The sequence below is a fragment of the Citrobacter sp. LJND-P06 genome (genome assembly GCF_058188415.1).
In genome coordinates this window covers 2,830,873-2,856,589 of the sequence record NZ_CP187317.1, presented here as the reverse complement: position 1 = coordinate 2,856,589, position 25,717 = coordinate 2,830,873, and the positions used below count along the sequence as shown (strand labels likewise).

Annotated in this window: 25 protein-coding genes; 11 read left to right on the top strand and 14 right to left on the bottom strand. The window is 53.9% G+C overall.

The features are described from left to right. The 7 genes from lptG to ACO7SM_RS13705 all read right to left on the bottom strand — a co-directional run bounded on the left by lptG (nt 1) and on the right by ACO7SM_RS13705 (nt 6,585). Complete coding sequence (gene lptG, locus ACO7SM_RS13735) at nt 1-1,080, bottom strand: LPS export ABC transporter permease LptG (protein ID WP_490468000.1); 1,080 nt, start codon at nt 1,078-1,080, stop codon at nt 1-3. Next, complete coding sequence (lptF, locus tag ACO7SM_RS13730) at nt 1,077-2,147, bottom strand: LPS export ABC transporter permease LptF (RefSeq protein WP_490467999.1); 1,071 nt, start codon at nt 2,145-2,147, stop codon at nt 1,077-1,079. Before lptF ends, lptG begins: the two co-directional genes overlap by 4 nt. Further along, entirely contained in the window at nt 2,144-2,716 is a 573-nt protein-coding gene (locus ACO7SM_RS13725; protein ID WP_490470952.1) for a YtfJ family protein, read from the bottom strand. The genes lptF and ACO7SM_RS13725 overlap by 4 nt, the downstream gene beginning before the upstream one ends. Nucleotides 2,717-2,767: 51 nt before the next feature. Then, nucleotides 2,768-3,592 (bottom strand): hypothetical protein, encoded by an 825-nt coding sequence (locus tag ACO7SM_RS13720; protein ID WP_490467998.1) that lies wholly within the window; start codon nt 3,590-3,592, stop codon nt 2,768-2,770. Next, the gene (locus ACO7SM_RS13715; RefSeq protein ID WP_490467997.1) at nt 3,592-4,926 is read right to left on the bottom strand and encodes a lipopolysaccharide biosynthesis protein; all 1,335 of its coding nucleotides are present in this window, start codon (nt 4,924-4,926) and stop codon (nt 3,592-3,594) included. Before ACO7SM_RS13715 ends, ACO7SM_RS13720 begins: the two co-directional genes overlap by 1 nt. Before the next feature lie 151 nt (nt 4,927-5,077). Next, nucleotides 5,078-5,839 carry a nucleoside/nucleotide kinase family protein gene (locus ACO7SM_RS13710; RefSeq protein WP_490470951.1) on the bottom strand — a complete coding sequence of 254 codons (762 nt, stop codon included), beginning with the start codon at nt 5,837-5,839 and terminating at the stop codon, nt 5,078-5,080. Continuing rightward, the gene (locus ACO7SM_RS13705; protein ID WP_490467996.1) at nt 5,836-6,585 is read right to left on the bottom strand and encodes a nucleoside/nucleotide kinase family protein; all 750 of its coding nucleotides are present in this window, start codon (nt 6,583-6,585) and stop codon (nt 5,836-5,838) included. Before ACO7SM_RS13705 ends, ACO7SM_RS13710 begins: the two co-directional genes overlap by 4 nt. 172 nt (nt 6,586-6,757) lie before the next feature. Between ACO7SM_RS13705 and ACO7SM_RS13700 the strand changes: the two genes are divergently transcribed. Continuing rightward, entirely contained in the window at nt 6,758-7,462 is a 705-nt protein-coding gene (locus ACO7SM_RS13700; protein ID WP_490467995.1) for a dTMP kinase, read from the top strand. A gap of 105 nt (nt 7,463-7,567) precedes the next feature. Here the strand turns inward: ACO7SM_RS13700 and pitA are convergent, their stop codons facing one another. The 3 genes from pitA to cbpA all read right to left on the bottom strand — a co-directional run bounded on the left by pitA (nt 7,568) and on the right by cbpA (nt 11,014). Continuing rightward, nucleotides 7,568-9,067: an inorganic phosphate transporter PitA gene (gene pitA, locus ACO7SM_RS13695; RefSeq protein WP_490467994.1), complete on the bottom strand. Its 1,500-nt coding sequence runs from the start codon at nt 9,065-9,067 to the stop codon at nt 7,568-7,570. Between the two features lie 721 nt (nt 9,068-9,788). After that, nucleotides 9,789-10,094: a chaperone modulator CbpM gene (gene cbpM, locus ACO7SM_RS13690; RefSeq protein WP_490467993.1), complete on the bottom strand. Its 306-nt coding sequence runs from the start codon at nt 10,092-10,094 to the stop codon at nt 9,789-9,791. Continuing rightward, nucleotides 10,094-11,014, bottom strand: coding sequence for a curved DNA-binding protein (gene cbpA / locus ACO7SM_RS13685; protein ID WP_490467992.1), 921 nt, complete (start codon nt 11,012-11,014; stop codon nt 10,094-10,096). Before cbpA ends, cbpM begins: the two co-directional genes overlap by 1 nt. 256 nt (nt 11,015-11,270) lie before the next feature. On the opposite strand from cbpA, the gene ACO7SM_RS13680 reads away from it, so the two are divergent. The 7 genes from ACO7SM_RS13680 to agp all read left to right on the top strand — a co-directional run bounded on the left by ACO7SM_RS13680 (nt 11,271) and on the right by agp (nt 17,833). After that, nucleotides 11,271-11,636: a copper resistance protein gene (locus ACO7SM_RS13680; protein WP_490467991.1), complete on the top strand. Its 366-nt coding sequence runs from the start codon at nt 11,271-11,273 to the stop codon at nt 11,634-11,636. A 48-nt stretch (nt 11,637-11,684) separates the two neighbouring features. Beyond that, nucleotides 11,685-13,571 carry a protein-disulfide reductase DsbD family protein gene (locus ACO7SM_RS13675; RefSeq protein WP_490467990.1) on the top strand — a complete coding sequence of 629 codons (1,887 nt, stop codon included), beginning with the start codon at nt 11,685-11,687 and terminating at the stop codon, nt 13,569-13,571. Beyond that, entirely contained in the window at nt 13,568-14,191 is a 624-nt protein-coding gene (locus ACO7SM_RS13670; RefSeq protein WP_490467989.1) for a DsbA family protein, read from the top strand. Before ACO7SM_RS13675 ends, ACO7SM_RS13670 begins: the two co-directional genes overlap by 4 nt. Further along, a complete protein-coding gene (locus tag ACO7SM_RS13665) occupies nt 14,181-14,687 on the top strand; it encodes a protein disulfide oxidoreductase (RefSeq protein WP_490467988.1) in 507 nt (168 codons plus the stop codon). The genes ACO7SM_RS13670 and ACO7SM_RS13665 overlap by 11 nt, the downstream gene beginning before the upstream one ends. 158 nt (nt 14,688-14,845) lie before the next feature. Further along, entirely contained in the window at nt 14,846-15,601 is a 756-nt protein-coding gene (locus ACO7SM_RS13660) for a sulfite exporter TauE/SafE family protein (protein ID WP_490467987.1), read from the top strand. Between the two features lie 192 nt (nt 15,602-15,793). Continuing rightward, nucleotides 15,794-16,504, top strand: a complete 711-nt coding sequence (locus tag ACO7SM_RS13655) for an ArsR/SmtB family transcription factor (RefSeq protein ID WP_490470950.1) — start codon at nt 15,794-15,796, stop codon at nt 16,502-16,504. 87 nt (nt 16,505-16,591) lie between these two features. After that, on the top strand, nt 16,592-17,833 hold the full coding sequence (agp, locus tag ACO7SM_RS13650; protein ID WP_490467986.1) for a bifunctional glucose-1-phosphatase/inositol phosphatase: 1,242 nt from the start codon (nt 16,592-16,594) through the stop codon (nt 17,831-17,833). A 40-nt stretch (nt 17,834-17,873) separates the two neighbouring features. On the opposite strand, the gene ACO7SM_RS13645 is transcribed toward agp, so the two are convergent. Beyond that, nucleotides 17,874-18,101 carry a YccJ family protein gene (locus tag ACO7SM_RS13645; protein ID WP_490467985.1) on the bottom strand — a complete coding sequence of 76 codons (228 nt, stop codon included), beginning with the start codon at nt 18,099-18,101 and terminating at the stop codon, nt 17,874-17,876. Between the two features lie 20 nt (nt 18,102-18,121). Beyond that, nucleotides 18,122-18,718 carry an NAD(P)H:quinone oxidoreductase gene (gene wrbA / locus ACO7SM_RS13640; protein ID WP_490467984.1) on the bottom strand — a complete coding sequence of 199 codons (597 nt, stop codon included), beginning with the start codon at nt 18,716-18,718 and terminating at the stop codon, nt 18,122-18,124. Between the two features lie 385 nt (nt 18,719-19,103). Between wrbA and ACO7SM_RS13635 the strand changes: the two genes are divergently transcribed. The 3 genes from ACO7SM_RS13635 (at nt 19,104) to rutR (ending at nt 21,075) form a co-directional block, all read left to right on the top strand. Beyond that, entirely contained in the window at nt 19,104-19,277 is a 174-nt protein-coding gene (locus ACO7SM_RS13635; protein ID WP_012132907.1) for a con-10 family general stress protein, read from the top strand. A gap of 153 nt (nt 19,278-19,430) precedes the next feature. After that, on the top strand, nt 19,431-20,366 hold the full coding sequence (locus ACO7SM_RS13630; RefSeq protein ID WP_490467983.1) for a DMT family transporter: 936 nt from the start codon (nt 19,431-19,433) through the stop codon (nt 20,364-20,366). Nucleotides 20,367-20,436: 70 nt separating this feature from the next. Further along, a complete protein-coding gene (gene rutR / locus ACO7SM_RS13625; RefSeq protein WP_490467982.1) occupies nt 20,437-21,075 on the top strand; it encodes an HTH-type transcriptional regulator RutR in 639 nt (212 codons plus the stop codon). Here rutR and ACO7SM_RS13620 read toward each other — a convergent pair. Beyond that, on the bottom strand, nt 21,072-21,467 hold the full coding sequence (locus tag ACO7SM_RS13620; RefSeq protein WP_490467981.1) for a lysozyme inhibitor LprI family protein: 396 nt from the start codon (nt 21,465-21,467) through the stop codon (nt 21,072-21,074). The two genes, rutR and ACO7SM_RS13620, sit on opposite strands and share 4 nt — an antisense overlap. Nucleotides 21,468-21,526: 59 nt before the next feature. Next, nucleotides 21,527-25,489 (bottom strand): trifunctional transcriptional regulator/proline dehydrogenase/L-glutamate gamma-semialdehyde dehydrogenase, encoded by a 3,963-nt coding sequence (gene putA, locus ACO7SM_RS13615; RefSeq protein WP_490467980.1) that lies wholly within the window; start codon nt 25,487-25,489, stop codon nt 21,527-21,529. Between the last annotated feature and the right edge of the window lie 228 nt (nt 25,490-25,717).

The following is a 25,717-nucleotide window of genomic DNA, read 5'->3' as shown; positions in this document are numbered from 1 at the left end:
TTAGTGCTGCCGATCAAATCGATAAACCAAAATTAACGCCACTACTAAAAGAAATACCGGCGGCGCCAGCGTCGTCAACTGCGCATTAAGGGAAAACAGTAACCCCAGGTTGACGATGATTTGATAACTGACATAGGTCAGTAACCCAACGACAACGCCGATGGCTAAGCGACTTCCCAGTCCAGGGGAGCGGGGGGCGCTAAAGGCGAAGGGAATAGCCAGTAAAATCATCGCCAGGGTTAACAGGGGATATCCCAGCTTTTGCCATAACGCCAGCTTAAATTCGTTACTGGGTTGGTTCGTCTTTTTCAGCCAGGCAATATAATGATTGAGTTGCGTAATCGAAAAGCTATTACCGGGCAGGGTGAGTTCCACCAGACTCATGTCCGCAAAAAGGGATTGCCACGGCAAGTTTGCTATTGTTTCTGTCGTCTCTTTCCCATTTATCCATTTTTTCTGATTAACGCCATGCAACACCCACGTCCTGCTATCTGAAATTGTGGCTGTCTGTGCATAAATATAGGTTTCCAGCGAACGGTCGGGCCGGTAGTAAAACAACTCAATGCCAGTAGCCTGGTTCTGCTCATCCAGAGCGTTGATTGTGACAAACTCATTATCTCGCCGTGCCCACAGAATGTTTCCCGCCAGATTGTTACTGCTATCAAGCGCATCGGCGCGGTTTTTTAATTGCACCGCCCGTTGTTGTAGCGGCGACGCAATCCACTCGTCGGTTGCGCTGAGGGCGAAGCTCAACATCAGTCCAGCGCACAGTGCTACCATCGCGATTCTGAAAATGGAGAATCCCGTTGTACGGATTGCGGTTAACTCCATGCTTTTCGACAGTTGGCCTAAACCGACGATACCCCCGAGCAGTGCGATGAAGGGGCCAAGATCGATGAGGGTTCTGGGTAATGTCATTAACACGACAATCACCGCTTGCGTCCAGCGGTATCCACCAGGATTCACGTCATCAAGTTCGTTGATCAGATTGAAGGTGGTAAAGAGCGGAAGCAATAATCCTGCGGCGGCAGCAAATCCAATAAAGATATGGCGGAGTAAATAGCGGCTGAAGATCTTCATCGGCGTAGATTCTCCAGGAGAGCAAAGTCGCGGATCACCAGAATCAACACGCCGACAAGCATGAGTAGGGGAACCAACCACACTCCCGGAATGACGGGAAGCGCACCGTTGGCAACCAGAGTGCGACAAATGTTACCGCCATAAAAAATGACAATAAATAACAGGGTGAGCGGGAAAAGCGTTGAAAACCGGCCCTGGCGCGGCTTGACGCGGCTTAACGAGATCGCCAGCAACGCCATTAAAAATGCACAAACGCCGCGACTTTCCCGCCACTGCCGTTCTGCGATATCCGCGGGAACCGTCGAGTGAGATAGCGTTGCTATGGATTTGGCTTTGCGTTTGACATCCTCATTCTGGTCGAGCGGCTTGAGGTGCAGTCGGAGGTGACGATAAATCTGTTCGTTATCCTCGCTGCCCTGATGCGCCAGCACATAGGCCGTGCCTGAGTGCAGCATGACGGAAGGCGTCGTGGGCGATGCGTCGACAACATCAACAACCTGAGCCCTGAATACATTAGTTTTGTTCCCTGAGGCGGTGTAAATCAGCGCATCATTGAGATGTGCAGAGGCGGGAATGATTTGCTGGGCAAGGATCATCCTCCCGTTGTTATTAATATTAAACTTTTTGGCCTGCAAGTGACGGACATCAAGCTCAGATTGTGACTGTTGCTCTAACTGATAAATTTGCGCGTAGGCCCAGGGTCTGCCGTACATAGAGAGGAGCGTAACCAGAATACTCAACGGAATGGCGAGAAACATCACGGCGATATAAAGGCGTAGCGGACTGGCACCTGAGGCGGATATGGCTGTTATCTCCGAATCGGTATACATCTGGCCGAGGGTCACGCCGACGGAGACATACAGGCCGACGGGTAACAGCATCTCAAGTGCGATCAGTATCTTATAGAAAACAACATCCAATACGACGGCAAGCGCTAACGTACCGTTGGCCGCTTCAGTAAGATAGCGCTGAGCGGAATAGCTGGCGAAAATAAAGATCAGAAAACCAATGATGGTCACCACCAGTCGACGAATGCCGGTCATGATGTAGCGCTCAATTAAATTCATAGAGGGCCCGGTTCACCAATCACGTTTCGTACCATCGAGATGACCTGTTGCACCTCTTTCGGTGTCAGATTGCCATCCTTGGCCCATAAAATGTGCCCCTCTTTATCCAGCACCAGAATGGTTGAACTCATTTCATTAAGTTGCCAGGCTTTTCGCCCTAATCCCTCGCTGTCGATAATAAATTGCGCCCACGGGTAGCGGCGTTTGTTTTTTTCAATTTTACCCAGGACGAAAAAACCGGAACCAAAGATCACATCGTCGGTATTGACGATGGTGGTGGGTTGAAAGCGGTCCTGAGGAAAATTCGCTAACTTGACCGCTTTAATCAGCAGTGAATTTTTCTTTTTGGCGGACGTTCGCCCGGCGATGTATTGAATAATGCGCACTTTTCCCGCCAGTTCGCAGCTATTCCAGTTCCGGTAGCTAAACTCATCGTGATTATCCAGAAGCAGTTCACCGCGATCGGTAATACTGATGGGGTGTACCGACTTGCCGACGACAAAGTTATGCGCGGACGCCAGCAGGGGAGAGAGCAGGAATGAAACAACCAATAATGGACGTAGCAGCATCATATATCCTTTATTTCGCTGGTCAGTAAGGGGAGCCATAAGGCGATAAACCTACAGAGGATAATGTGCGAGAAAATGCGCTATACGCTCACGTATATTGCTGTCCAGTACACAAGGTTCATCGTAGGGGATTCGCATTTCCATATCATCCGCCACCATTTCATCATGCCTGTCTCCCATCAGGCCATTAATCGCGGCCAGATAGCGGGAAACTGAGCGGGCATCCTGATTGTCCGGATCCAGAGAGCGTAAGGTGTCGTAGTAAGAAACCTGCTGGCTAATAATTTTTCGAATAACATGGAATTCGCTTCCCGTCAGTTTCGGTTTAGCAATGAGCGTTTGCAGCGTGCGCAGTTGTGCCTGGCAGTAGGCGATAAATCCACTTGTCGTTTCTAACTGGCTATGGCGCAGGGAATACTGGACGAGCATCCAGACGGGGAGGCTAAGGCAAATACGCAACCGTTTTCCATACGTGGCGATAATATCTTTATTCCCATTACGAAACCCATCCTGAAAATGCCCCAGAAAAACGGTCGTTTTACTGAATAACCGGCCAGAATAGTGACTTTTTCGATAAAGTCGCAGGGCAAAACGTAAATGCTTATAACGTGCGCGAATATATTTGTATTGTATCCGTTCTTTCTCAGATAACCCGGCGCCTTTCAGTTGCTTTAGTACTAAATGCAGTAAGTCCTTTCGGGAAACACCCGTCTCCCAAAACTGCAGGCATAAGGCATAACAGCGTTGAATATTTTCATCAGTGCAATACGGGTGAATAATTTCAGGCAGCCTGGCATGTTGATCGACGATGTCATCTTCTTCTACGGCCACAAACAGGCGTTGCAGAATATCCGGTGAGAATGTTTCGCGTGTCATTAAGGGTTCTCTTTGGCCTTCGTGAATTTCAGCAAATGGCGATGGCGATAGGCGTATAACGTTGGTATCAGGGAAAGCAGCACATCCAGGCTCTGTCCGCCGAAGTAGGCAAAAGCAGCACCGAGCACGCCAAAGTGATGCGACAGTCCCACCAGCAGGACAATATAGGCGATGGAGGCAATCGTCTGCGCGGTCAGGAAAGCACGCTGTTTGCCCGCCATAAGCAGCAACGATTCCTGAGGAAAGCCCAGCATCGACACGATAATCGCGCCAAGCATGACCTGTATGAGGTCATATGCCTGAAGATATTTAATGCCAAAAACGAGCGAAATGAGAGGCTTGCCGACAATCACGACCACAAGCGCTACGGCGATGCCGATCCCACCCGCTAACAACGCTGATTTAATCCCCAGTTGCCACGGCTTTTTGCTGCGCGGATCTAAACGCATGACTTCAGGATAAAAGCTTTTTTCGAGCAGCTTGGCTGGGGTGCCTGTCGCATCAAAAAAGGTCATTGCGATTTTAAACAGCCCGGCGGCGGCGGGGCCCAGAACAATCCCCACTAACACGGTGCTGCACGAATTGCGCGCAGCCCAGATCGAGTGGGCAACGTTGGTCGCCCAGACGAAACTCCACGCGCCTTTAATGCGGCGCGCCGATTCAAACAGACGTGGTCGTAGCGCATTGTGGATGTTCCTGCGGCGAAGTTCCCGCGCGGCGAACCACCAGTACATAGTGCCGCCGACCAGGTTTGAGGCATACCAGGTGATCACGAAACCGGCAAATCCATAGTCGCCGAAATAGGCGATAAGACTGCCAAGCGCGCGCAGAAAGGGTTTTGTTGCCTGCTGGATGGCAATCAAATCAAAGCGGTTCACCGCCCGCAGAATCCCCGTAGGCGTCGATGAGGCCATTGACGGGATCAACGTGCAGTAGAGCATTGCGAGCCAGAAACTGTCTGCATCGAGGCCTAACGACTGCGAAAGAAACGGCAGCAGCAGCATCCCAACGAGTATCGCCACGGCGCCGCTGGCGATATCCAGGCCAAAGGAAAATGAGATAACATCGCGGAACTGCTGCGGATTATTGCTTTCCAGCGCGGGCGTGCCGTACTGAACGACCAGTTGCCACGTCTGGAATTTGGCAAAATCGCTGATGCCTTTGGTATAAGACTGAATAATGACCAGCACACCAAACATCGCCGGTGTCATGCCTTTACCCGCACAGGAAAGTGCCAGTAAACCCAGCAGGGCACTCACCACATTGCTGGAGCCTAAATAGGCGCTGTTACGAATGATGGTGCGAAAAGCGCCATCGGCAAACCACTTTTTCATGGGAAAAAACCGCCAGACCAGGTAGATAATCACTTAGCAGGGACAAACCCGCCCAGCGCACACGTGCAGGCCCGCAACGATTGTCGCGCCTGCGTTCGAAAATCATTGAGCAATGGCAGCAACCCGACTCCGGACGGGGGCGATGGAATCGTCACTTTATGGCGCTCTTGCGCTGAGAATCCGCGGCAGCAACGGATGCGGCTTGCAGCGCTTTCTCCAGTACCTCGCGATAGGGCGCTCTGGCGTCGAGATCGAGAATTCTGGAGCCGTTGTAAGTAATCTTCACCATGACGTCGATTTTGTCGCGCAACTCCTCGAAGTCATGGTCGGGCTTACGGGAGAATGCCGTATCAATATCAATATCAAGGCGAATGATGAGTTCGGGGCGGTAACGCGCCATCTCCCGATACAGCCGGGACTCGCGTTTCGCCATGTGTGTTTTCACCCATCCCTTCGCGCGTTCTACGCCAATGCCCGGCCCGTCATAGTGAAAGCCCGAAATTTCGGCCTGGGGATAGCGATCGCTGATCACCAGCACGCCGCTTTGCGCGAGTCGCCGTACCTTGCGCAGATTGGCCATCCTGCGTAACGAGAAACCGTACATTATTAGCGCCGCCCAGAGCGCGGGCGCGCGAGTACTCATGTTTTGCGTTTTTGACGATTTCGCCGCCAGGCGTCGCTCAAGCCATGTGCCAATCAGCGGCAGACGCTTGATTTTGTCGCCATCCTCTCCGGAGACGAGTCCTAAATATCGGCGTTCGGTCACCCACTTTGTTTGCAGATTTTTGACCAGATCGGTTGTCAGCGTGGATTTGCCGGTACCGTCGCAACCCACCACTGCGATAAGCCCTGGTATGTATTCAGGCGGCGGTGAATTGAGCGAGCTCAACGTGTTCATATCCATGTCGTTCAGTCTCTAAAGGGAAAAGCGAACCCGATCCGGGGATCGCCAAGGACGGTCTGAATTGCGCGTAATGACTCAGCAAGAATGTTGTCTGCCGCACCGCGACCGTCCAGTTCGAGGATCGGCGCCCCGTTGAACGCGAGCTGTGGCGTGACGATGACCTTCTCGTGAAGCACGGAAAGTTGATGGTCAGGCTTTCGCGAGAAGGCGGTTTGTTCATCGATATCCAGCCTGATCAGCAGCAGGGGCAGCCAGGAGGCCATCCACTGATACAATTTGATTTCGTTTGCTTTCAGGAACCGTACCCAGCGATTACCGCCGGGGTTTTTTGCCAACTGCGGCCCGTCAAAACGGAACCCAGGCACTTCTACCTGAGGATAACGATCGACGATGATTAAGGTTCCCTGCCGACTTTGCGTCAACATTTTGCGAAATTTGTACGCTCTCCAGCAGGAGAGCAAAAAGATCACCAATGCCGTCACATTCCCGGGCGGTGCGGAGGGGGCGTCGTGAACGCGCATCGCTTTTGCCCGCAGGTAACGACCAAAACAGGCTCCGATTAATGGCAAATGTTCGATCCATTCACCAATACGACCAGAAGACTGCCCCAGATAAAGCAGTTTTGTCGGCATGTAGGATGCCAAATGATTAACCAGGCTGGTTGCCAGGGTTGATTTACCTGAACCATCGCAGCCGACTATTGCAATCACCCGCGCGAAAGGGGGATTAATAGTAGGAATAGTATATTGACTCACGAAAAATCCAGTATTAAAGAAATGATTGTATATTACCTGTCCTGTGCTCAGAATATCTGTTCGGTAAAGTTGTGACAATAACTAATTGTGGTTTTAGTATTAACAATCATATCCTCGACGATATATTAACAAGGAAATATTCATAACGAATATTTTAAGTGAAGGTGTATTTATGCAATCAATAAAACCTCCGCTAATAGCGGTCATTGGCAGCGATGGTTCAGGGAAGTCAACGGTTTGTGAATATCTTATTACTTGCTTGCAGAAATATGGCCCGGCGGAAAGAGTACATTTAGGTAAGCAGGCGGGAAATGTCGGGCGCGCAGTGGTTAAATTACCCTTAATGGGAAAGTCATTGGGTAAAGCTATTGAGCGTAATAAGGTTAAAACGGCAAAAAAATTGCCCGGCCCGGTTCCCGCTTTCGTTATTATGTCCTTCGTGCTTCGCCGGTTACTGCGTTTTCGTCATATGCTGGCATGTCGCCGTCGCGGGTTAATTGTATTAACTGACCGTTTTCCTCAGGTGCAAATTCCTGGCGCTTACGATGGCACTGTTTTTCCTGCCGATGCTGAAGGGAGTCGTTTTATTTCCTGGCTGGCGGAGCTTGAACGTAAGGCGTTTCACTGGATGGCCAGTCACCAGCCCGACCTGGTGATAAAACTGAATGTTGATCTCAACGTTGCCTGTGCGCGCAAACCCGATCATCGCAGAGAAGCGCTGGCTAAAAAGATAGCGATAACGCCGCAACTGACGTTTGGTGGCGCGAAACTGGTTGATATTGATGCCAATAAGTCGCTGGATGAGGTGCTGATGGATGCGGAAAAAGCGATAGCGGAGTTTATGACCGCCTGCGGTTACCATCACATCCCTCAATAATCTGGCGGTGAGTCGGCCTCTTCATTATGCGTTTATCGCGTTGTATGCCCGGTTTGCGAACCGGGCATACAACGCCTGTCCAGTGCCTTTAAATGGCCCGTAACGTCAGAGAAGTTGCAGGGAAGCCCAGTAAAGGATCCCGGAGAGTAGAATCGCCGCAGGCAACGTGAACACCCAGGCCATAGCAATGCTGGTCACGGTTTTTCGCTGTAAGCCTCCGCCATCGACAATCATCGTTCCCGCGACGGCAGAAGAGAGGACATGCGTTGTGGAAACGGGCATACCGATGTAACTGGCAAGACCGATGGAGACTGCGGCTGTGACCTGTGCGGACATCCCCTGAGCATAGGTCATGCCTTTTTTACCGATCTTTTCGCCGATAGTGGTTGCCACGCGACGCCAGCCAATCATAGTGCCAATACCCAGTGCCAGCGCGACCGCCATGATTATCCAGACTGGTGCATATTCAATTGTGCTCAGTATATCGGTTTTCAACCTCTTCAACCGATGAACGTCGTTACTGTTGAGCGCTGGCAGTTTCGCGATGTTATTCGCCGTATCGGAGATACACAGCATAATGCGCCGCAATTGACCGCGCTGTGGAAGGCTTAACGCGTCGTAACTCTCTAAATTCGCGGGCAGGAGCGTTTTGACGCGGTTAAGGGCATCCATCGTGTTTGCCGGGTGACAATGAAACGCCATCGGCTGTGTGGTATCCGCCGTTGACGCCGCCAGCGGTAGCGCTTTGTCAGTGACCTGCTTCAGCTGATCGGGATGCTGCTGCAAGTAGGTTTCCAGATTGCTAATCGCGTCACGGGTGCGGGTTATTTCGTATCCGGTGGCGTTCATGTTGACGACAAAACCGGCAGGCGCGATCCCCACCAGTACCAGCATCACCAGACCAATTCCTTTCTGACCATCATTTGCGCCATGAGAAAATGCCACGCCAGCAGCGGAGGAAATTAATGAGATACGCGTCCAGAAAGGAGGCTTCTTTTTACCGCCTTTCTTTTTTCGTTCCTCCGGGAGTCGGTGGATGCGCGCGCGTTTTTTGGTGCCGCTCCAGTAGCGACGCAGCAAGAAGATAAGCCCCCCTGCAATCACCATTCCGACAACAGGAGAGGCGACGAGCGAAGCAAAGATATTCATCACCGCCGGGATGTTTAACGCGTCGACCACTGATGTGCCCGTCATCAATGCGTTGGTTAACCCGATCCCGATAATCGCGCCGATCAGCGTGTGGGAACTGGAGGCGGGCAGGCCGAAATACCAGGTGCCCAGGTTCCAGATAATCGCTGCCAGCAACATCGAAAAGACCATCGCGAGTCCATGCGACGAGCCCATGTTGAGCAGCAAGTCTGTCGGTAGCATATGGACAATGGCGTAGGCGACGCTGAGCCCGCCCAGCAGGACGCCACAAAAATTAAAAAACGCAGCCATAATGACCGCCAACTGTGGCCGCATTGCGCGCGTATAGATGACAGTCGCTACCGCATTGGCGGTATCGTGAAATCCGTTAATTGCCTCGTAAAACAGAACAAAGACCAGAGCAAGTAAAAGCATTGACCCGGTATAAAAATCCAGGCCAGCAAATAAATGTAGCATAGAGAATATTACGCCATTTTGGGGGTGCGGACTGACGCATTATCAGTGACTTTAGCGATTCGGGCAAAGTGAAATATCGATTTTTTTAGATTTTGTGTTCGGGTTGTTTTATACAAATAATAAATAATTGGTTCTAATTCAAACGGATGGTTGTAAATCTCACCCTGGTTTTTGTACTGCTGTCAGGGCTTTTTAATTTAAGAAGCGTCGCCTGTGCGTGTCATATTCTGTGAATATCAGAACGACACCGGTGTAATTTTCAAACAACGTAAAAAATAAAGTGATGATAGTGTTTTTGATATTCTTTTTGTGAATGTTTTAGGGGCGGTAAATTCCATTCTTATGCGCTTTCTTTAGGGGGTAGGTATTTAGCGTAATACAGGCTTAATTTTAGGATCTGATAAAAAGAGATTTCATGGCAGTGATATATTCATGCGTAATCATATATTTTATTACTGATTGTCTCTCTCTTCATTGATGCGAAAAAATCGTATTGCAGACTGAGAGGAACGCCATAAATACGGCGGCGCTACAGTATCTGAGAGGCAAGGCGAGTTTTGGTAATGAAACCACACTGGCGGTTTCTGAGGGTGAGTTTCAGAAGTTCCTCGCAACGTCATCACCATGCCCGACAGCGTTCCACAGCCCGTTTCCGTTTTCCTGTCGGTGTGTGCAGCGTAACCGTCCCGATGTAGCAAGGGCAGATTACGCTGCTCTGAAATTATGGATGCGTAATAAAGCGTGAAAGCCTCTGGCGCAGTAATCGGTTTTCCTGCCTTAATTGCGCATTCTCTTCCAGTAAGGTGAGCGCAACGGCAATGCCTGGCCAGTCCAGCGCCAGTTCGTGTCGCAACCGCAAGGCGCGTTGCACGACGGCGGCGGCATGGTCGTCGAATTGCCAGGGAACGGCTTTGTGCTCATAGGGCTCAATCACGCCCAGGCCGACAATTTCGTAAAGTTCGTCTTCTGACACACCGGTATGCAGACAAAATTCGGTGATGGTAAAGGTGACGGTCACGTTCGCCATTATGCTTTCCCCCACTCTTTGCGCGGTTCAAAGGACGGTTGTGTCTGCGCCAGTTGTTGCCAGAGGGCCGCCGCTGCGGCGTCTGGTTTTGGCGGCATCACAATCTTAATTACCGCATACAGGTCGCCAGTATGCTTTTTGCTGACCAGTCCCTTGCCCTTGATGCGCAAACGCTGTCCCGCCTGGCTACCCGGTGGGATCGTTAGCAAAATGCTCTCTTTTAGCCCTGGCACGGTGACTTTGGCGCCCAGTGCGGCTTCCCACGGCGCCAGCGGCAGCACTATCTCCAGATCCTGATTGACGATGTCAAACAGTGGATGCGGCGCAATATGGAAAACCAGCCACAGATCGCCATTGGGGCCGCCGTTTTCACCTGGCGTTCCCTGGCCCTTGAGACGAATACGCTGCCCATTTCCAACACCTGCCGGGATTTTTACGTTCAGCGTTTTGGGAATTTCCCGCTCTACAAGGCCAAATGCGTTATACACCGGCACGGTATAACTGACGGTTCGCGCGTGTTCAGTCAGCGTTTCTTCGAGAAATATTGCCACTTCAATCTCGATATCGTGCCCCCGGGTTGCCGGGCGCTGGCGAGATTGTCGGGCATGCTGACCAAAAATTGACGAGAAAATATCATCGAAATCTTCGGTGTTGTCTCTCTGGTTTTCGCTTTGCTGGAACGAGCGGTTAAATTGTGGGTCGTTGCGATGTTGCCACAACTGGTCATACTCTGCCCGGCGCTGTTCATCACTGAGCACTTCCCACGCCTGAGCAACCTCTTTAAAGCGGGTTTCGGCATCGGGTTCTTTGCTGACATCAGGATGGTACTTACGGGCCAGTCGGCGATAGGCGGTCTTGATAGTCTTGAGATCGTCCGTCGGTTTTACGCCCATAATGGCGTAATAATCCTTTAATTCCATAGCGTTCTCTCTCGTAAATCACGGCATGCAAAGGAAATCCCCTGAAAAGACATCACCGTTAAGTGTAGGGTAATCCTAAGAAACGTGTCTGCAAACAGTAAAACATCATTTTGATGAATGAAATGAATCCACGGGAACAGGGGGCCGAAAGGGGATTGCGGGCACGAAATCAGGCTGTGGACATAACTTTACAGCCCAAAGGTTGCCAAAACCTCCCCAGGGGCTAAGATAACCCGCGTCAATCAGTGAGGGTGTAATGGCGAAACAACAACGGATGGGATGGTGGTTTCTGTGTCTGGCATGTGTCGTGGTGATGATTTGCACCGCGCAGCGCATGGCGGGCCTGCACGCGTTGCAGATGGAAACCGCCGCGACTGTCGTGGCCGTTGTGCCGGATGCACCGTCAGAAGAAGCCACGTCGTCAGTCACACCCTGCGAACTTAGCGCAAAATCACTGCTGGCGTCGCCGCCGGTGATGTTCGAAGGGGCGATTCTGGTTCTTTGCCTGCTCTTTGCGCTGCTGGCGCCCCTGCGGGTTATTCGCCTGCCATTTTTCCCTCCGCGAGCCATCTCGCCCCCCACACTCAGAGTTCATCTCCGCTTTTGCGTTTTCCGTGAATGACAGACCGGTTAGTGCTAACGGTTAGTTAATTATTCATGGAGAAAAAATATGATTCTTGTTTTCAGGCAGATGCTGTTCTGTCTGTTATTGCTATGGCTGCCCGTATCCTGGGCGGCAGACGACGGCTGGCTGCGTTCACCCGAGAATGACCATGCCCGTGTGCAACTGCGTGCCGATACCACCGCGCAGGGCGAAACCCGCCTGTTGCTGGAGGTCAAGCTGGAAAACGGCTGGAAGACCTACTGGCGCTCGCCTGGAGAGGGCGGCGTTGCCCCGGCGATTACCTGGAAAGGTGAGATGCCCGATGTCGACTGGTTCTGGCCAACGCCTTCGCGTTTTGAAGTGGCGAATCTGACCACTCAGGGATATCACGACCAGGTCAGCTTTCCGCTGGTGATTAGGGGAAAAGCGCCGGAGAAGATCGAGGGCATCCTGACGCTCTCAACGTGCAGCAACGTCTGTTTGCTGACCGATTATGCGTTTTCCGTGCCGCCGTCCCACCAGGATACGACCTTTGCCCATGACTTTGCTCAGGCGATGGGGCGAGTCCCTTTGTCTCAGGGACTGACCGATTCCATTACCGTTGGCGCGCGCGCCGGGGAACTGGTGGTTGAAGCCGAGCGTGCAGACGGCTGGTCAACCCCAGGGGTGTATCTCGATACTGTCGATGACGCGGAATTCGGTAAACCTCAGCTCCAGATTTCGGGGACGACACTTCAGGCGACGATCCCTGTGCGCGATAGCTGGGGAGAGGGGGCGCCAGATCTTCGCGGGAAGAGCGTCACGCTGGTATTGGTCAACGAGGGGATTGCGCAGGAGAGCACGCTCCCGGTAGGTGCCGCTTCCGCGCCAGTGACAGAAAACGCTGCCTTGCCGCTCTGGCAAGTGGTTCTGATGGCGTTACTGGGGGGGCTAATTCTCAATTTGATGCCCTGCGTGTTGCCCGTGCTGGGGATGAAACTCGGCTCCGTGTTGCTGGTGGAGGAGAAAAACCGACAACAGGTGCGGCGGCAATTCCTCGCGTCGGTGGCGGGAATTATCACCTCTTTCATGGCGCTGGCGCTGCTGATGACCGTGCTGCGCTTGACGAATCAGGCGCTCGGCTGGGGCATTCAGTTCCAGAATCCGTGGTTTATTGGCGTCATGGTGGTGGTGATGCTGACCTTCAGCGCCAGCCTGTTTGGACTGTTTGAATTCCGGCTTCCTTCGGCAATGACAACCCGACTGGCGACCCAGGGCGGTAACGGGATGTCCGGTCACTTCTGGCAGGGGGCGTTTGCCACTCTGCTGGCAACGCCGTGTAGCGCGCCGTTCCTCGGCACCGCGGTGGCGGTGGCGCTGACCGCGCCGCTTCCGACGCTGTGGGGACTGTTTCTCGCACTTGGATTAGGGATGAGCGTGCCGTGGCTGATGGTCGCGCTGCGCCCCGGCCTGGCGTTGAGTCTGCCCCGTCCCGGTCGCTGGATGAACGGGCTACGACGCCTGCTGGGTTTGATGATGCTGGGATCGGCCATCTGGCTGGCAACGCTTCTGCTGCCGCACTTTGGATTATCTACTCACACCCCGACAAAAGAGAGCGTGGTCTGGCAACCCCTGAGCGAGCAGGCCATTCAGCAGGCGCTGGCACAAAATAAACGGGTGTTTATCGACGTCACCGCAGACTGGTGCATTACCTGTAAGGTCAATAAATACAACGTATTGCAAAAAGAGACAGTGCAGAAGGCGCTGCAACAGCCGGACGTTGTCGCCCTGCGCGGCGACTGGACGCTGCCTTCCGCTGAGTTGTCTGATTTTCTGAAAAAGCGTGGCCGCGTCGCCGTGCCCTTTAACCAAATTTATGGCCCCGGAATACCGGACGGCCAGGCGTTACCTACCTTACTGACGCAGGACATGGTTCTGCAAACGCTGGTAAACGCAAAAGGAGTTATGCCATGAAATACCTGATTATTCTGTTCTTCACTCTGTTTACTGGCCTGAGTCTGGCGCAAGAGGCCGCACCGTTTACCCCTGAGCAAGAAAAGCAGATTGAAGCGCTTATCCAGGAAGCCTTATTTAACGATCCAGCCAGTCCGCGCATTGGCGCGAAAAAGGCGACGCTGACGCTCATCAACTTTACGGACTACAACTGCCCCTACTGCAAACAGCTTGATCCGATGCTGGAAAAGATTGTGCAGAAATATCCTCAGGTCGCGGTGGTGATTAAGCCTTTGCCCTTTAAGGGGGAAAGCTCGGTGCTGTCGGCGCGAACGGCGCTGACGACTTGGCGCGAACATCCTGAACAGTTCCTGGCGCTGCATGAAAAACTGATGCAGAAACGGGGATATCACACCGCCGCCAGCATTGCACAGGCGCAGGAAAAATCCGGCGCGGCAGCGGTAACGCTGGATGAAAAAAGCAACGAAACCCTGAGTACCAACCTGCAACTTGCCCGGCTGGTGGGGGTTCAGGGGACGCCCGCGACCATCATCGGGGACGAAATGATCCCAGGCGCCGTGCCCTGGGAGACGCTGGAAGAGGTCGTCAAAGAGAAACTGGCGGCGGCCAATGGTCAGTAAGTTGCGGCGCTGGCTGCGTGAAGGGCTTATCTTGCTGGCGCTACTGGTCGTCGTCACGGTGCTGGTCGATGTCTGGCGCGCGCCACAGGTTCCGCCTTCCTTTGACAGCACGCCGCTGCAAACGGTGGACGGGGAAACGGTCACCCTGGGGAAACTCAGCGAAGAGAAACCGGTCTTGCTCTATTTTTGGGCAAGCTGGTGCAGCGTTTGTCGTTTCACGACCCCGGATGTTGCACGGCTTCACCAGGAAGGGGTAAACGTGATGACCATTGCGCTACGTTCTGGCAGCGAGGCCGACGTCTCCCGCTGGCTGACGCGCAAAAATGTCACTTTCCCGGTTATCAATGATGCGAGCGGCGAGATATCCCGACGCTGGGAAATCAGCGTAACGCCGACGCTGGTGATCGTCTCAAAGGGTGAGGTTGTTTCGACCACCAGCGGCTGGACCAGCTACTGGGGGATGAAACTTCGATTATGGTGGGCTAACGCGTTCTGAAAGCGTGCCGGGGAAACCCGGCATTTTTCCATGCCTGCCGTATTTCAGCCAGACACTTCATCGCCTCATCCCCGGAAGCCATATTTCGCTCCCCAACGAAGTAAGCCCAGAGAATAACGGACATTATCGCCTATCGGCTTTTTTCTGGAGGACAACGTATGGGCGTATTCTGGGAGTCCGGGTTTTACCTGATGTTGATGATTACCGCTACCTTTGTGCTGGCAGGGATGGTGAAAGGCGTCACCGGTATGGGGCTTCCCACCGTGGCGATGGGGATTCTGGGGGCGCTGGTTTCCCCGGTCGCTGCCGCCGCAATGCTGCTGTTACCGTCACTGGTAAGCAATCTGTTTCAATTCGGCGGTGGAGGCAATACCCGGACACTGCTTAAACGTCTCTGGCCGATGCTTTCGATGGTCGTTGTCGCCACATTGCTTGCCAGCGTCTGGATTGCGGGCGGCGACACCCGGCGTACTCAACTGGCGCTTGGCATCGCGCTGATTATTTACGCGCTGTGGACGCTGGCCGGGAAACGCATCCGGGTCAGCACGCAACGTGAAAAACCGGTTTCGATGATGGTGGGGGCGGTGACGGGGTTGCTGACCGGCGGCACCGGTGTTTTCGTGATGCCCGCAGTGCCGTGGCTCCAGTCCCTCGGTTTTGAGAAAGAGGAACTGGTACAGGCGTTGGGCATCTCTTTCACCTTCTCAACGCTGGCACTGGCGCTCGGATTGTGGTGGCACGGTGCGCTACCGGTTCAGTCTGTCACTTTATCGGCATTCGCCATTATTCCCGCGCTCGTCGGGCAGTGGATCGGCACCCGTGTTCGTCGGGTGATTTCACCGTCAGTGTTTAAACGCTGCTTTTTACTCTGCCTGATGGGATTGGGGCTCGAAATGATACTGCGTGCGGTATAAGTGCCATCGTGACTTTGCGGGGATTCCATGCCAGGGTCAATGCAGATTATCCGGGTTAAAGAGTCACACCGTTTACTTAAGCCAATGATTGAGGGGAAATACCGGAATTTGGTTCCCGGAGGGACGCCAAATCCGGTGGTCGCCCCGAATATTCCGGTCTTAAACTCACGGTGTCAGATTAAAGAGGGGCTTATGACGTCGTTTATTTCAGAAAATGAAGAGGAGTTCGAACTCGAATCAAGGATGGCGCTGACCGCTGCGGTGATGGCGGATAAGTCGCGCTCACGCATGCTGAGCGCCTTAATGGATGGGCGCGCGTGGACGGCGACGGAACTCAGTGCGGTGGCGGATGTTTCAGCCTCCACCGCCAGCGCGCATCTGGCGCGCTTATGTGAGCAGCGATTTGTTGTCTCACTGGCTCAGGGACGGCATCGCTATTTTCGGCTGGCCAGCGCAGAGATTGCACAATTACTGGAACGGCTAATGGGGGTGGCGTGGGCGTCTTCCACACCCCGTAAAATTGCCACGCCACGCAGTTTACGCCATGCCCGCACCTGTTATGACCATCTTGCCGGAGAAATCGCCGTCATGCTTTTTGACACCCTGATTTCCCGACAATGGATAACGGCACAGGGCGATGCGTTAACGCCACTGGGACAGGAAAAACTCGCCGAAATAGGCATTGAGGTCGGCGCTGGCGTGTCGCGCAGAAAGCGCTGTTGTGCCTGTCTGGACTGGAGCGAGCGGCGCTACCACACCGGGGGCGCACTCGGCGCCGCCCTGTTGACCTGGTTCGGGCAACAGCGATGGATAACCACCACAACCGGCAGTCGCCAGGTCACCTTTACACCGCTGGGTATCCGCAAACTCCAGCTTCACTTTGGCATTACGGCGCTGCGGTAAATCTTCCGTTTTGCGAATGCGTTCCCGGAAAAAAGTCATATTTCTGTCACACTTAGAAAAATTTGATAACAACAAGAGGTTGTAGGGATGAAAAAATCGTTACTCGCGACAAGTGTGGCAGGGGTTTTATTGGTGTCTGGTTTTGCACAGGCGCAGGCCACACCGGAAGGTTATCAACTGCAACAAGTGTTAATGATGAGCCGGCATAATTTGCGCGCGCCGTTGGCTAATAATGGCAGCGTCCTTGAACAATCGACGCCCAATAAGTGGCCGGAATGGGATGTGCCTGGCGGTCAACTCACCACCAAAGGTGGGGTGCTGGAAGTGTATATGGGCCATTATATGCGTGAGTGGCTGGCAGAGCAGGGGATGGTGAAGTCAGGCGAATGCCCGGCGCCGGATGCGGTCTACACCTACGCTAACAGCCTGCAACGTACGGTGGCGACAGCGCAGTTCTTTATCACCGGGGCATTCCCGGGGTGCGACATCCCTGTACATCATCAGGAAAAAATGGGCACCATGGACCCAACCTTTAACCCGGTGATCACCGATGAATCTGCCGCGTTTAGCGAGAAAGCGGTTCTCGCGATGGAAAAAGAGCGCAGCCAGATGCATCTTAATGAGAGCTATCAGTTGCTGGAGCAGATGACGAACTACAAAGACTCGCCGTCCTGCAAAGAAAAACAGCAATGTTCGCTTCTCGATGCCAAAGACAGTTTTAGCGCGAAATACCAACAAGAGCCCGGTGTTTCAGGGCCATTGAAGGTGGGGAATTCACTGGTCGATGCCTTTACGTTGCAGTATTACGAAGGGTTCCCGATGGAAAAAGTGGCCTGGGGTGAGATTAAAACCGACCAACAATGGAAAGTGCTGTCGAAACTGAAGAACGGCTATCAGGATAGCCTGTTTACCTCCGGCGAGGTGGCGCGTAATGTGGCCAAACCGTTGGTGAAATACATTGATAAAGCACTGGTGAGTGAGCGTAATAGCGCACCGAAAATCACCGTCCTGGTCGGCCATGACTCAAACATTGCGTCGCTATTGACCGCGCTGGATTTCAAACCGTATCAGCTCCATAACCAGAATGAGCGTACGCCGATTGGCGGTAAGATTGTGTTCCAGCGCTGGCATGACAGCAAAGGCAATCGCGACCTGATGAAGATTGAGTATGTGTACCAGAGTTCGCAGCAGTTGCGTAATGCACAGGTTCTGACGCTTAACTCACCGGCGCAGCGTGTGACGCTGGAGCTTAAAGGGTGCCCGATAGATTCGAATGGATTCTGCCCGATAGACAAGTTTGATCGTGTGCTGAACGACGCGGCAAACTAAATGAAGGAAAGGCTCCCCCGTGTGAACGGGGGAGTGCGTGCTACACGTTTTTACGATCGATGGTTTGCTCGCCCCAATAGAGCGAATCTTTATCTGTTTTATTGAAGGCCTTGATCAACACTTCATCGCTGCCTTCTTCCCAAATCTTTTCCGCCAGTTTTTCGTCGTACCGGGCGACTTCAAAAATGGCCTCGGCTATTTCGGGTGACGTATTACGCAGACTTGCCCATTCGCCGACGCGATGAGCTTTCGCTTCTTGAGTTGGCATTCGAATCCTCCTGTTGAAGATTAGCCGTTAAGTTTTACTGCCAGGCCCGCGACATATTCGCCCTGGTAGCGCGCAATAGAGAGTTCCTGCTGGCTTGGCTGTCGTGAGCCATCACCGCCTGCAATGGTGGTCGCGCCATAAGGCGTTCCCCCGCGAACCTGTGAAACGTCAAACAATTCCTGTGCGGCATAACCGATGGGAACAATCACCATGCCGTGATGCGCCAGAGTGGTCCAGGTCGATGTAATGGTTTGTTCCTGACCGCCGCCGGTTCCGGTTGAACTAAAAACACTGGCGAGTTTGCCGTACAGCGCGCCGGAAGCCCACAGTCCGCCGGTTTGATCCAGGAAGGTGCGCATTTGACCGGACATGTTGCCAAAACGTGTGGGGGTACCAAAAATAATCGCGTCGTATTCTGGCAGTTCCTGTGGGGTTGCAACGGGCGTGTTCTGCGTTTTACCCCCGGCTTTTGCGAAGATGTCAGGTGGCATTGTTTCTGGTACGCGCTTAACGATAACCTCCGCGCCTTGTACCTTGCTTGCCCCTTCAGCCACCGCCTGCGCCATGGTTTCAATGTGTCCGTACATGGAATAATAAAGCACCAGAACTTTAGCCATTTTGCACTACTCCTCGGTTTTATCGTCTCCGTAGCGACTCGCTACCTCTATTTAAAGATATGACGTACTGAGGAGAGTGCAAATTTCACAACCATTCTTTTGATTTATAACAATATTTAAACAACCTCTCTTTGACGCAAAATGATACATTTTTAACCCTGTGACTTTTTTTAGTCATAAGAAAGGCTTATTGATTTCCGTAGGGGATTATTTCTTTTATTCCGCTGATCCTGTTGCAGGATATTACGGTTTACTGGCCGATAAGGGGATTTTCACTAAGCTTAGTTCCACGCAGCGAAAATGATGGCGATGTCCATCTGTTGTGTGAGGAGTCACTCCTCGGTACCTATGCAGTATGATGTCTAATCAATGACGGAGGTCAGTAATGGCAAACCATCGGGGCGGTTCCGGCAACTTTGCGGAAGACCGTGAAAGAGCATCAGAAGCAGGCCGTAAAGGTGGCCAGCACAGCGGGGGGAACTTCAAGAACGATCCGCAACGTGCATCAGAAGCAGGCAAAAAAGGGGGCAAAAGTAGTCACGGCAACCGTAACAGCTAGCCTGTCTGAATCTTCCATGGCGTTGAGTGCTGCTGAGACTCACACGTCATAAGGCCACCGCCGCCGGATATTCCGGCGGTTTTTTTTGTCTGCAAGGTTGAACTGTAACAAAACGCAACGCAGACTAAAGGGATTCTGCTCATTGGGTGTCCCATGTCACGACGTTCAGGTTACTCCTTCTCTATAAAGCCCCAGGAAGCCATTCTCATCATCATCACGATGTTTTGGGGAGGCACCTTTCTGGCTGTGCAATATGCGGTTACCCAGAGCGGGCCGTTTTTCTTTGTCGGTATTCGCTTTGCGACGGCGGCGCTGGCCGTGGCGTTGTTGTCGCTGCGCACATTACGCGGGTTGACCTGGCTTGAATGTAAAGCGGGTGTGGCGATCGGCGTCTCGATAGCGCTTGGCTACAGCCTGCAAACCTGGGGATTGCAGTTCATCCCCAGCAGCAAATCTGCCTTTATCACGGCGATGTATGTGCCGCTGGTGCCCTTGCTGCAATGGCTTTGCCTGGGGCGGATGCCGGGTTTGATGCCCTGTGTGGGCATTGTGCTGGCGTTCATCGGACTGGTTTTTCTTGCGGGGCCAGGTGATAACGTGCTGGCGCTGGGCGAGGGTGAATGGATTACGCTTGCCAGCGCGGTGGCGATTGCGGCTGAAATTATTTTGATCAGCGCATGGGCGGGGAAGGTGGATGTCCGTCGGGTGACGGTGGTGCAACTGGCCACGGCATCGCTGGTGGCGTTTATCGCCATGGTTCCGGCCGGGGAGTCGGTTCCGCCGATGTCCACGGGATTGCTGGTGGTCGCGCTCGGACTGGGGATCTTCAGTGCCATTATCCAGGTGACGATGAACTGGGCGCAGCGCAGCGTTTCGCCGACGCGGGCAACGGTCATTTATACCGGTGAACCGGTATGGGCAGGGATTTTTGGCCGTATTGCCGGAGAGCGTTTACCGTTACTGGCACTGTTGGGCGCAGTCTTTATTATTGCTGGCGTGCTGGTCAGTGAATTGAAGTTGAAACGAAAAACACCCTCAGCACAGAGCACCGCTGACGACGCGCCGCAGGTGCCATCGGACTCTCAGTAAGCCAAACCAATCCTGGGTTAACCCCCGCAAGATTTGTTATGCTCATGGCAAATAAAAAAGGAGAGGGCGCATGGCACAAAGCGCAGTCAAAAAACCAGGTAAACGTTCACAGGCCGTCAGCGCAAAACGCCAGGCCATTCTTAACGCCGCACTAAACACCTTTTCCCAGTATGGCATTCATGGCACCCGGCTTGAGCAGGTCGCTGAACTGGCGGGCGTATCCAAAACCAATCTTCTCTATTATTACCCGTCAAAAGAGGCGCTGTATGTGGCGGTACTGCGCCAGATTCTCGACATCTGGCTGGCGCCGCTGAAGGCGTTTCGTGAGGATTTCGCACCGCTGGCGGCAATCAGAGAGTACATTCGCCTGAAGCTGGAGGTTTCCCGTGATTACCCGCAGGCTTCAAGGCTGTTTTGCATGGAAATGCTGGCTGGCGCGCCGTTACTGATGGAAGAGTTAACGGGTGATCTGAAGAAGCTGATTGACGAGAAATCCGCGTTAATCGCCGGCTGGATCGACAGCGGCAAGCTTGCGCCTGTCGATCCGCACCATCTTATCTTTATGATTTGGGCTTCAACGCAGCATTACGCGGATTTTGCCCCTCAGGTGGAAGCCGTGACGGGCGCAACGCTGCGCGATGAAGCCTTTTTTAACCAAACGGTCGAAAGCGTTCAGCGGATGATCATTGAAGGCATTCGCGTGCGTTAACCGGCGGGCGGCAGCGGGCAGCTTAAATCACCTTCTTCACACTGGAGCAGCGAGGCTAAAAACGCGTCGCGCTCTGCGGTTTTGTCTGCCAGACACTGACTGGCGATCATCGACTGTGCGCTACCGCCTTCTGTACCGGAGCTGAGTAATGCGCAATCGGCATCTCTGAGCGCAATCCACGCGCTCTGTGCTTTTTTCAGCAATTCGCGCTGCGGCGGCGCGGCGCGGGTCAGCGCATTCTGATACGTCTCATTGAGTTTTTTATCGGCTGCCTGAAATTGTGCGGCGGCGCAGGTGTTCATTTCGGTTTGCGTGCTGGCGTTCGCGCAGTCATCGGCCAGCGCCTGACTGCTCAACAGCAGTGCAGCGCACGTCAGTATAATTCGGTTCATGCTTCCCTCTGGCTCCATAAAAAAAGGCTCCGTTACCGGAGCCTTAATTAACCACAGCCTTAGCCAATTGTCATCAGGCTGGCGTTACCTCCCGCTGCCGCGGTGTTAACGCTGAGCGAACGTTCAATGTACAGTCTCTCCAGCAGAATGTTGGTTTCGCCACGGGCAAATCCCTGTACAGAAACGATGGCCCCTTCGCGTGCGGCAACGGCTTCGCACAAGGCGCGAAGCTGATCGGAGTCGCCGTGGAAGATAACCGCATCGAACGGTTGCGACGTCAGTCCATCGCGTTTCGCAAACTGAATACGCGTTGAAACGGCGGCAGGCAGGCGTTTTGCCATCTCACGATGCGCGCTATCATCCGGCCACAAAATCAGACTTCCGACCGACATAACGGCGGCAACCTGAACCAGCGCATCCTGCTCGTCTTCCGCCAGGCATAACACACGCTCCCGTGGCAACAGCGTCCAGGTGTTACGTTCCCCGGTAGGGCCCGGCAGTACGCGTTGAGTCCCGGACTGGCTGAGCTCGCTGAACTGCTGGCAGAGCGCACGCAGCGCCGGGCTGGCTTCCGCCCATTGCGTTAATGCCACCAGCGGCTGAATCAGCGCGGTTTTTACCTGGGTATCGACAGCGTAATGGGCATCCTGACGCGCCAGCGTTGTCCCCAGCGCTTTCTCCGGACGGTGCGCCAGCAGGCGATACAGGTACAGCGGGCCGCCCGCTTTGGGGCCGGTTCCGGATAACCCTTCGCCGCCAAACGGCTGCACGCCGACCACTGCGCCGACCATATTGCGGTTAACGTACAGGTTACCCACGTGTGCCGAGCCGGTGACCTGGGCGATGGTTTCATCAATACGGGTATGTACGCCGAGCGTCAGCCCGTACCCGGAGGCATTAATTTGTTCGATCAACGCATCAAGATTGTTACGGTTGTAGCGCACCACGTGGAGAACCGGGCCGAACACCTCTTTTTGCAACTCGTCGAAACTTTCCAGCTCAATCAACGTCGGTGCGATAAAGGTGCCGGACTGCCATTCGCGGGCATCGTCGCTGTTTTCACGAACGGCCTGGAACACCGGACGGCCTTTGGCGCGCATAGCCTGAATATGGCCTTCAATATTGCTTTTCGCTTCATGGTCGATAACCGGGCCGATGTCTGTGGTCAGACGACCCGGATTGCCCATCCGGCATTCGGCCATCGCTCCGCGCAGCATCTTCAGGGTATGTTCAGCGATGTCGTCCTGCAAACAGAGTACCCGCAGTGCAGAGCAGCGCTGCCCGGCACTGTCAAACGCAGAGGCCAGCACATCCACCACCACCTGTTCGGTGAGGGCCGATGAATCGACGATCATGGCGTTCATTCCGCCGGTTTCCGCAATCAGCGGGATCGGGCGACCCTGGGCATCCAGGCGTGTGGCAAGCGTGCGTTGTAATAATGTGGCGACTTCCGTTGAACCGGTAAACATCACGCCGCGGACACGGTTATCGGCGGTCAGTTGCGCGCCTACCGTTTCCCCCCGACCTGGCAGCAGTTGCACCACCCCGGCAGGTACACCCGCTTCGCGCAGGATAGCAATCCCCTGCGCGGCAATCAGCGGCGTCTGTTCTGCCGGTTTTGCCAGCACACTGTTGCCTGCCGCCAGCGCGGCGGCGACCTGCCCGGTGAAAATGGCCAGCGGGAAGTTCCACGGGCTGATGCAGACCACCGGGCCTAATGGACGGTGTGTTTCGTTGTCGAAATCATCGCGCACCTGGCCTGCGTAATAGTGCAGGAAGTCCACGGCTTCACGTACTTCGGCAATCGCGTTGCTGAAGGTTTTACCGGCTTCGCGCACCAGGATGCCAATCAGTTGCTGCATCTGACTTTCCATCAACACGGCGGCGCGTTGCAAAATCGCGGCGCGCTCCTGCGGCGGGGTGGCAAACCAGATCGGGGCGTTATCTACTGCGCTCTGTAGCGCTTGCCCGACTTCGCCTTTGCTTGCTTCGCGCACGAATCCGACGGTATCTTTGGGCTCAGCAGGGTTAATCACGGGCGCCATTTCCCCGTCGGCAACCGGCTGTTCCAGCATCGGTTTCGCCTGCCATTTTTGCAGGGCGCTATTGAGCAGGGCGGAGGAGAGAGAAGCCAGACGGTGTTCGTTGGCCAGATCCAGACCGCCGGAGTTCTCCCGACCATGACCATAGAGGTCGCGAGGCAGCGCAATTTTCGGGTGCGGCAGGCCAGCCTGTCCTTCCTGTTGTGCCAGTTTTTCGACGGCTTCTACGGGATCGGCCACCAGTTCATCCAGCGGTAACGTGGCGTCGGCGATGCGGTTAACAAAAGAGGTATTCGCCCCGTTTTCCAGCAGGCGGCGTACCAGGTAGGCCAGTAGCGTTTCATGCGTGCCAACCGGCGCATAAATGCGGCAAGGACGGTTGAGTTTACCGTCGGCAACTTTACCGGTGACCTGCTCGTACAGCGGTTCGCCCATGCCATGCAGACACTGGAACTCATACTGACCCGGATAGTAGTTTTGCCCGGCCAGTTGATAAATCGCCGCCAGCGTGTGGGCGTTGTGAGTGGCGAACTGCGGATAAATCAGGTTCGGCACGCCAAGCAGTTTCTTCGCGCAGGCCAGGTAGGAAACATCGGTATACACCTTACGCGTATACACCGGATACCCTTCCAGACCATCCATCTGCGCGCGTTTGATTTCGCTATCCCAGTAGGCGCCTTTCACCAGACGGATCATCAGACGGCGGCGCGAACGGGTCGCCAGGTCAATCAGATAATCAATCACGAACGGGCAGCGTTTCTGGTAAGCCTGGATAACAAAGCCAATACCGTTCCAGCCCGCCAGTTCCGGTTCAAAACAGAGTTTTTCCAGCAGGTCGAGCGAGATCTCCAGACGATCGGCTTCTTCGGCATCGATGTTAATGCCGATATCGTACTGGCGCGCCAGCAGGGTCAGCGATTTCAGACGCGGGTACAGCTCCTCCATCACGCGGTCATACTGCGCGCGGCTGTAGCGCGGATGTAGAGCCGAGAGCTTGATGGAGATGCCTGGACCTTCGTAAATACCGCGACCGTTCGAGGCTTTACCAATGGCGTGGATCGCCTGCTGGTAGGAAACCATATAGGCCTGGGCGTCCACCGCGGTCAGCGCGGCTTCACCGAGCATGTCGTAAGAGTAACGGAAACCTTTATCTTCCAGCTTGCGGGCATTCGCCAGCGCTTCTGCAATGGTTTCTCCGGTGACGAACTGTTCGCCCATCAGGCGCATCGCCATATCCACACCTTTGCGGATCAGCGGTTCGCCGCTCTTGCCGATAATACGGTTCAGCGAACGGGAGAGATTGGCTTCGTTATGCGTTGACACCAGCTTACCGGTGAACAGCAGACCCCAGGTCGCCGCGTTAACAAACAGCGACGGGCTGCGGCCAATGTGTGACTGCCAGTTGCCATTACTGATTTTGTCGCGGATCAGCGCATCGCGCGTGGCTTTATCGGGGATACGCAGCAGCGCTTCCGCGAGGCACATCAACGCCACCCCTTCCTGAGAAGAGAGAGAGAATTCCTGCAACAGGCTCTGAACCATGCCGGCACGACCGCTGGCCGTTTTCTGGTTGCGGAGTTTTTCCGCCAGTTGCCAGGCCAGTTTATGTGCCTGTTCCGCAATAGGTTGCGGCAGGCGGGCCTGCTCCATCAGCATCGCGACGGCATCGGTTTCGGCGCGACGGTATGCGCTGGTAATGGCGGCACGAGAAACCGACTGGGGCAAAATGTGCTCGGCAAACTCAAGGAAAGGCTGGTGGATTTCATCCTGCTGTGCGACGGACTCTTCGCTTTCATTCGCCGCACCGGCCAACAGCGCGGGAAGCTCTGGCAACGCGTCATTGTTTTCCAGTTTTTCCAGATAATTGAATATTGCCTGCTTGATGAGCCAGTGTGGGGTGCGATCGATACGTATTGCTGCTGATTTAATACGTTCGCGCGTCGCGTCATCCAGCTTAACCCCCATCGTGGTGGTTCCCATGCCGTGTGCTCCTGTTGTTCTGGTAAGTAGTACTAATGGTTATCGAGAAATATCCACTATGTTGCAACTTTGTGCAACCTTGTTAAGTGTGATGCGGCTTGCAAGCTTAAAAATGAATTAATTGTTAAATATTGGGCGGGTGTTCTCGCATCAGGAAATAAAAAGTGAAATATTTTCTCTGCGGTAGTTAACACTTTTTAAAGGTGCAACCGTGAAAAGTGTGAGAGA

Excerpts from the sequence above, each read along its gene's own strand:
- lptG (WP_490468000.1), bottom strand. The coding sequence starts at position 1,080 with ATGAAGATCTTCAGCCGCTATTTACTCCGCCATATCTTTATTGGATTT.
- ACO7SM_RS13635 (WP_012132907.1), top strand. The coding sequence starts at position 19,104 with ATGGCAAACCATCGGGGCGGTTCCGGCAACTTTGCGGAAGACCGTGAA.
- ACO7SM_RS13670 (WP_490467989.1), top strand. The coding sequence starts at position 13,568 with ATGAAATACCTGATTATTCTGTTCTTCACTCTGTTTACTGGCCTGAGT.
- pitA (WP_490467994.1), bottom strand. The coding sequence starts at position 9,067 with ATGCTACATTTATTTGCTGGCCTGGATTTTTATACCGGGTCAATGCTT.
- ACO7SM_RS13680 (WP_490467991.1), top strand. The coding sequence starts at position 11,271 with ATGGCGAAACAACAACGGATGGGATGGTGGTTTCTGTGTCTGGCATGT.
- ACO7SM_RS13660 (WP_490467987.1), top strand. The coding sequence starts at position 14,846 with ATGGGCGTATTCTGGGAGTCCGGGTTTTACCTGATGTTGATGATTACC.
- ACO7SM_RS13630 (WP_490467983.1), top strand. The coding sequence starts at position 19,431 with ATGTCACGACGTTCAGGTTACTCCTTCTCTATAAAGCCCCAGGAAGCC.
- ACO7SM_RS13655 (WP_490470950.1), top strand. The coding sequence starts at position 15,794 with ATGACGTCGTTTATTTCAGAAAATGAAGAGGAGTTCGAACTCGAATCA.
- cbpM (WP_490467993.1), bottom strand. The coding sequence starts at position 10,094 with ATGGCGAACGTGACCGTCACCTTTACCATCACCGAATTTTGTCTGCAT.
- ACO7SM_RS13665 (WP_490467988.1), top strand. The coding sequence starts at position 14,181 with ATGGTCAGTAAGTTGCGGCGCTGGCTGCGTGAAGGGCTTATCTTGCTG.
- putA (WP_490467980.1), bottom strand. The coding sequence starts at position 25,489 with ATGGGAACCACCACGATGGGGGTTAAGCTGGATGACGCGACGCGCGAA.
- ACO7SM_RS13645 (WP_490467985.1), bottom strand. The coding sequence starts at position 18,101 with ATGCCAACTCAAGAAGCGAAAGCTCATCGCGTCGGCGAATGGGCAAGT.
- ACO7SM_RS13620 (WP_490467981.1), bottom strand. The coding sequence starts at position 21,467 with ATGAACCGAATTATACTGACGTGCGCTGCACTGCTGTTGAGCAGTCAG.
- lptF (WP_490467999.1), bottom strand. The coding sequence starts at position 2,147 with ATGAATTTAATTGAGCGCTACATCATGACCGGCATTCGTCGACTGGTG.
- ACO7SM_RS13725 (WP_490470952.1), bottom strand. The coding sequence starts at position 2,716 with ATGCTGCTACGTCCATTATTGGTTGTTTCATTCCTGCTCTCTCCCCTG.
- cbpA (WP_490467992.1), bottom strand. The coding sequence starts at position 11,014 with ATGGAATTAAAGGATTATTACGCCATTATGGGCGTAAAACCGACGGAC.
- agp (WP_490467986.1), top strand. The coding sequence starts at position 16,592 with ATGAAAAAATCGTTACTCGCGACAAGTGTGGCAGGGGTTTTATTGGTG.
- wrbA (WP_490467984.1), bottom strand. The coding sequence starts at position 18,718 with ATGGCTAAAGTTCTGGTGCTTTATTATTCCATGTACGGACACATTGAA.
- ACO7SM_RS13715 (WP_490467997.1), bottom strand. The coding sequence starts at position 4,926 with ATGAAAAAGTGGTTTGCCGATGGCGCTTTTCGCACCATCATTCGTAAC.
- ACO7SM_RS13675 (WP_490467990.1), top strand. The coding sequence starts at position 11,685 with ATGATTCTTGTTTTCAGGCAGATGCTGTTCTGTCTGTTATTGCTATGG.
- ACO7SM_RS13720 (WP_490467998.1), bottom strand. The coding sequence starts at position 3,592 with ATGACACGCGAAACATTCTCACCGGATATTCTGCAACGCCTGTTTGTG.
- rutR (WP_490467982.1), top strand. The coding sequence starts at position 20,437 with ATGGCACAAAGCGCAGTCAAAAAACCAGGTAAACGTTCACAGGCCGTC.
- ACO7SM_RS13700 (WP_490467995.1), top strand. The coding sequence starts at position 6,758 with ATGCAATCAATAAAACCTCCGCTAATAGCGGTCATTGGCAGCGATGGT.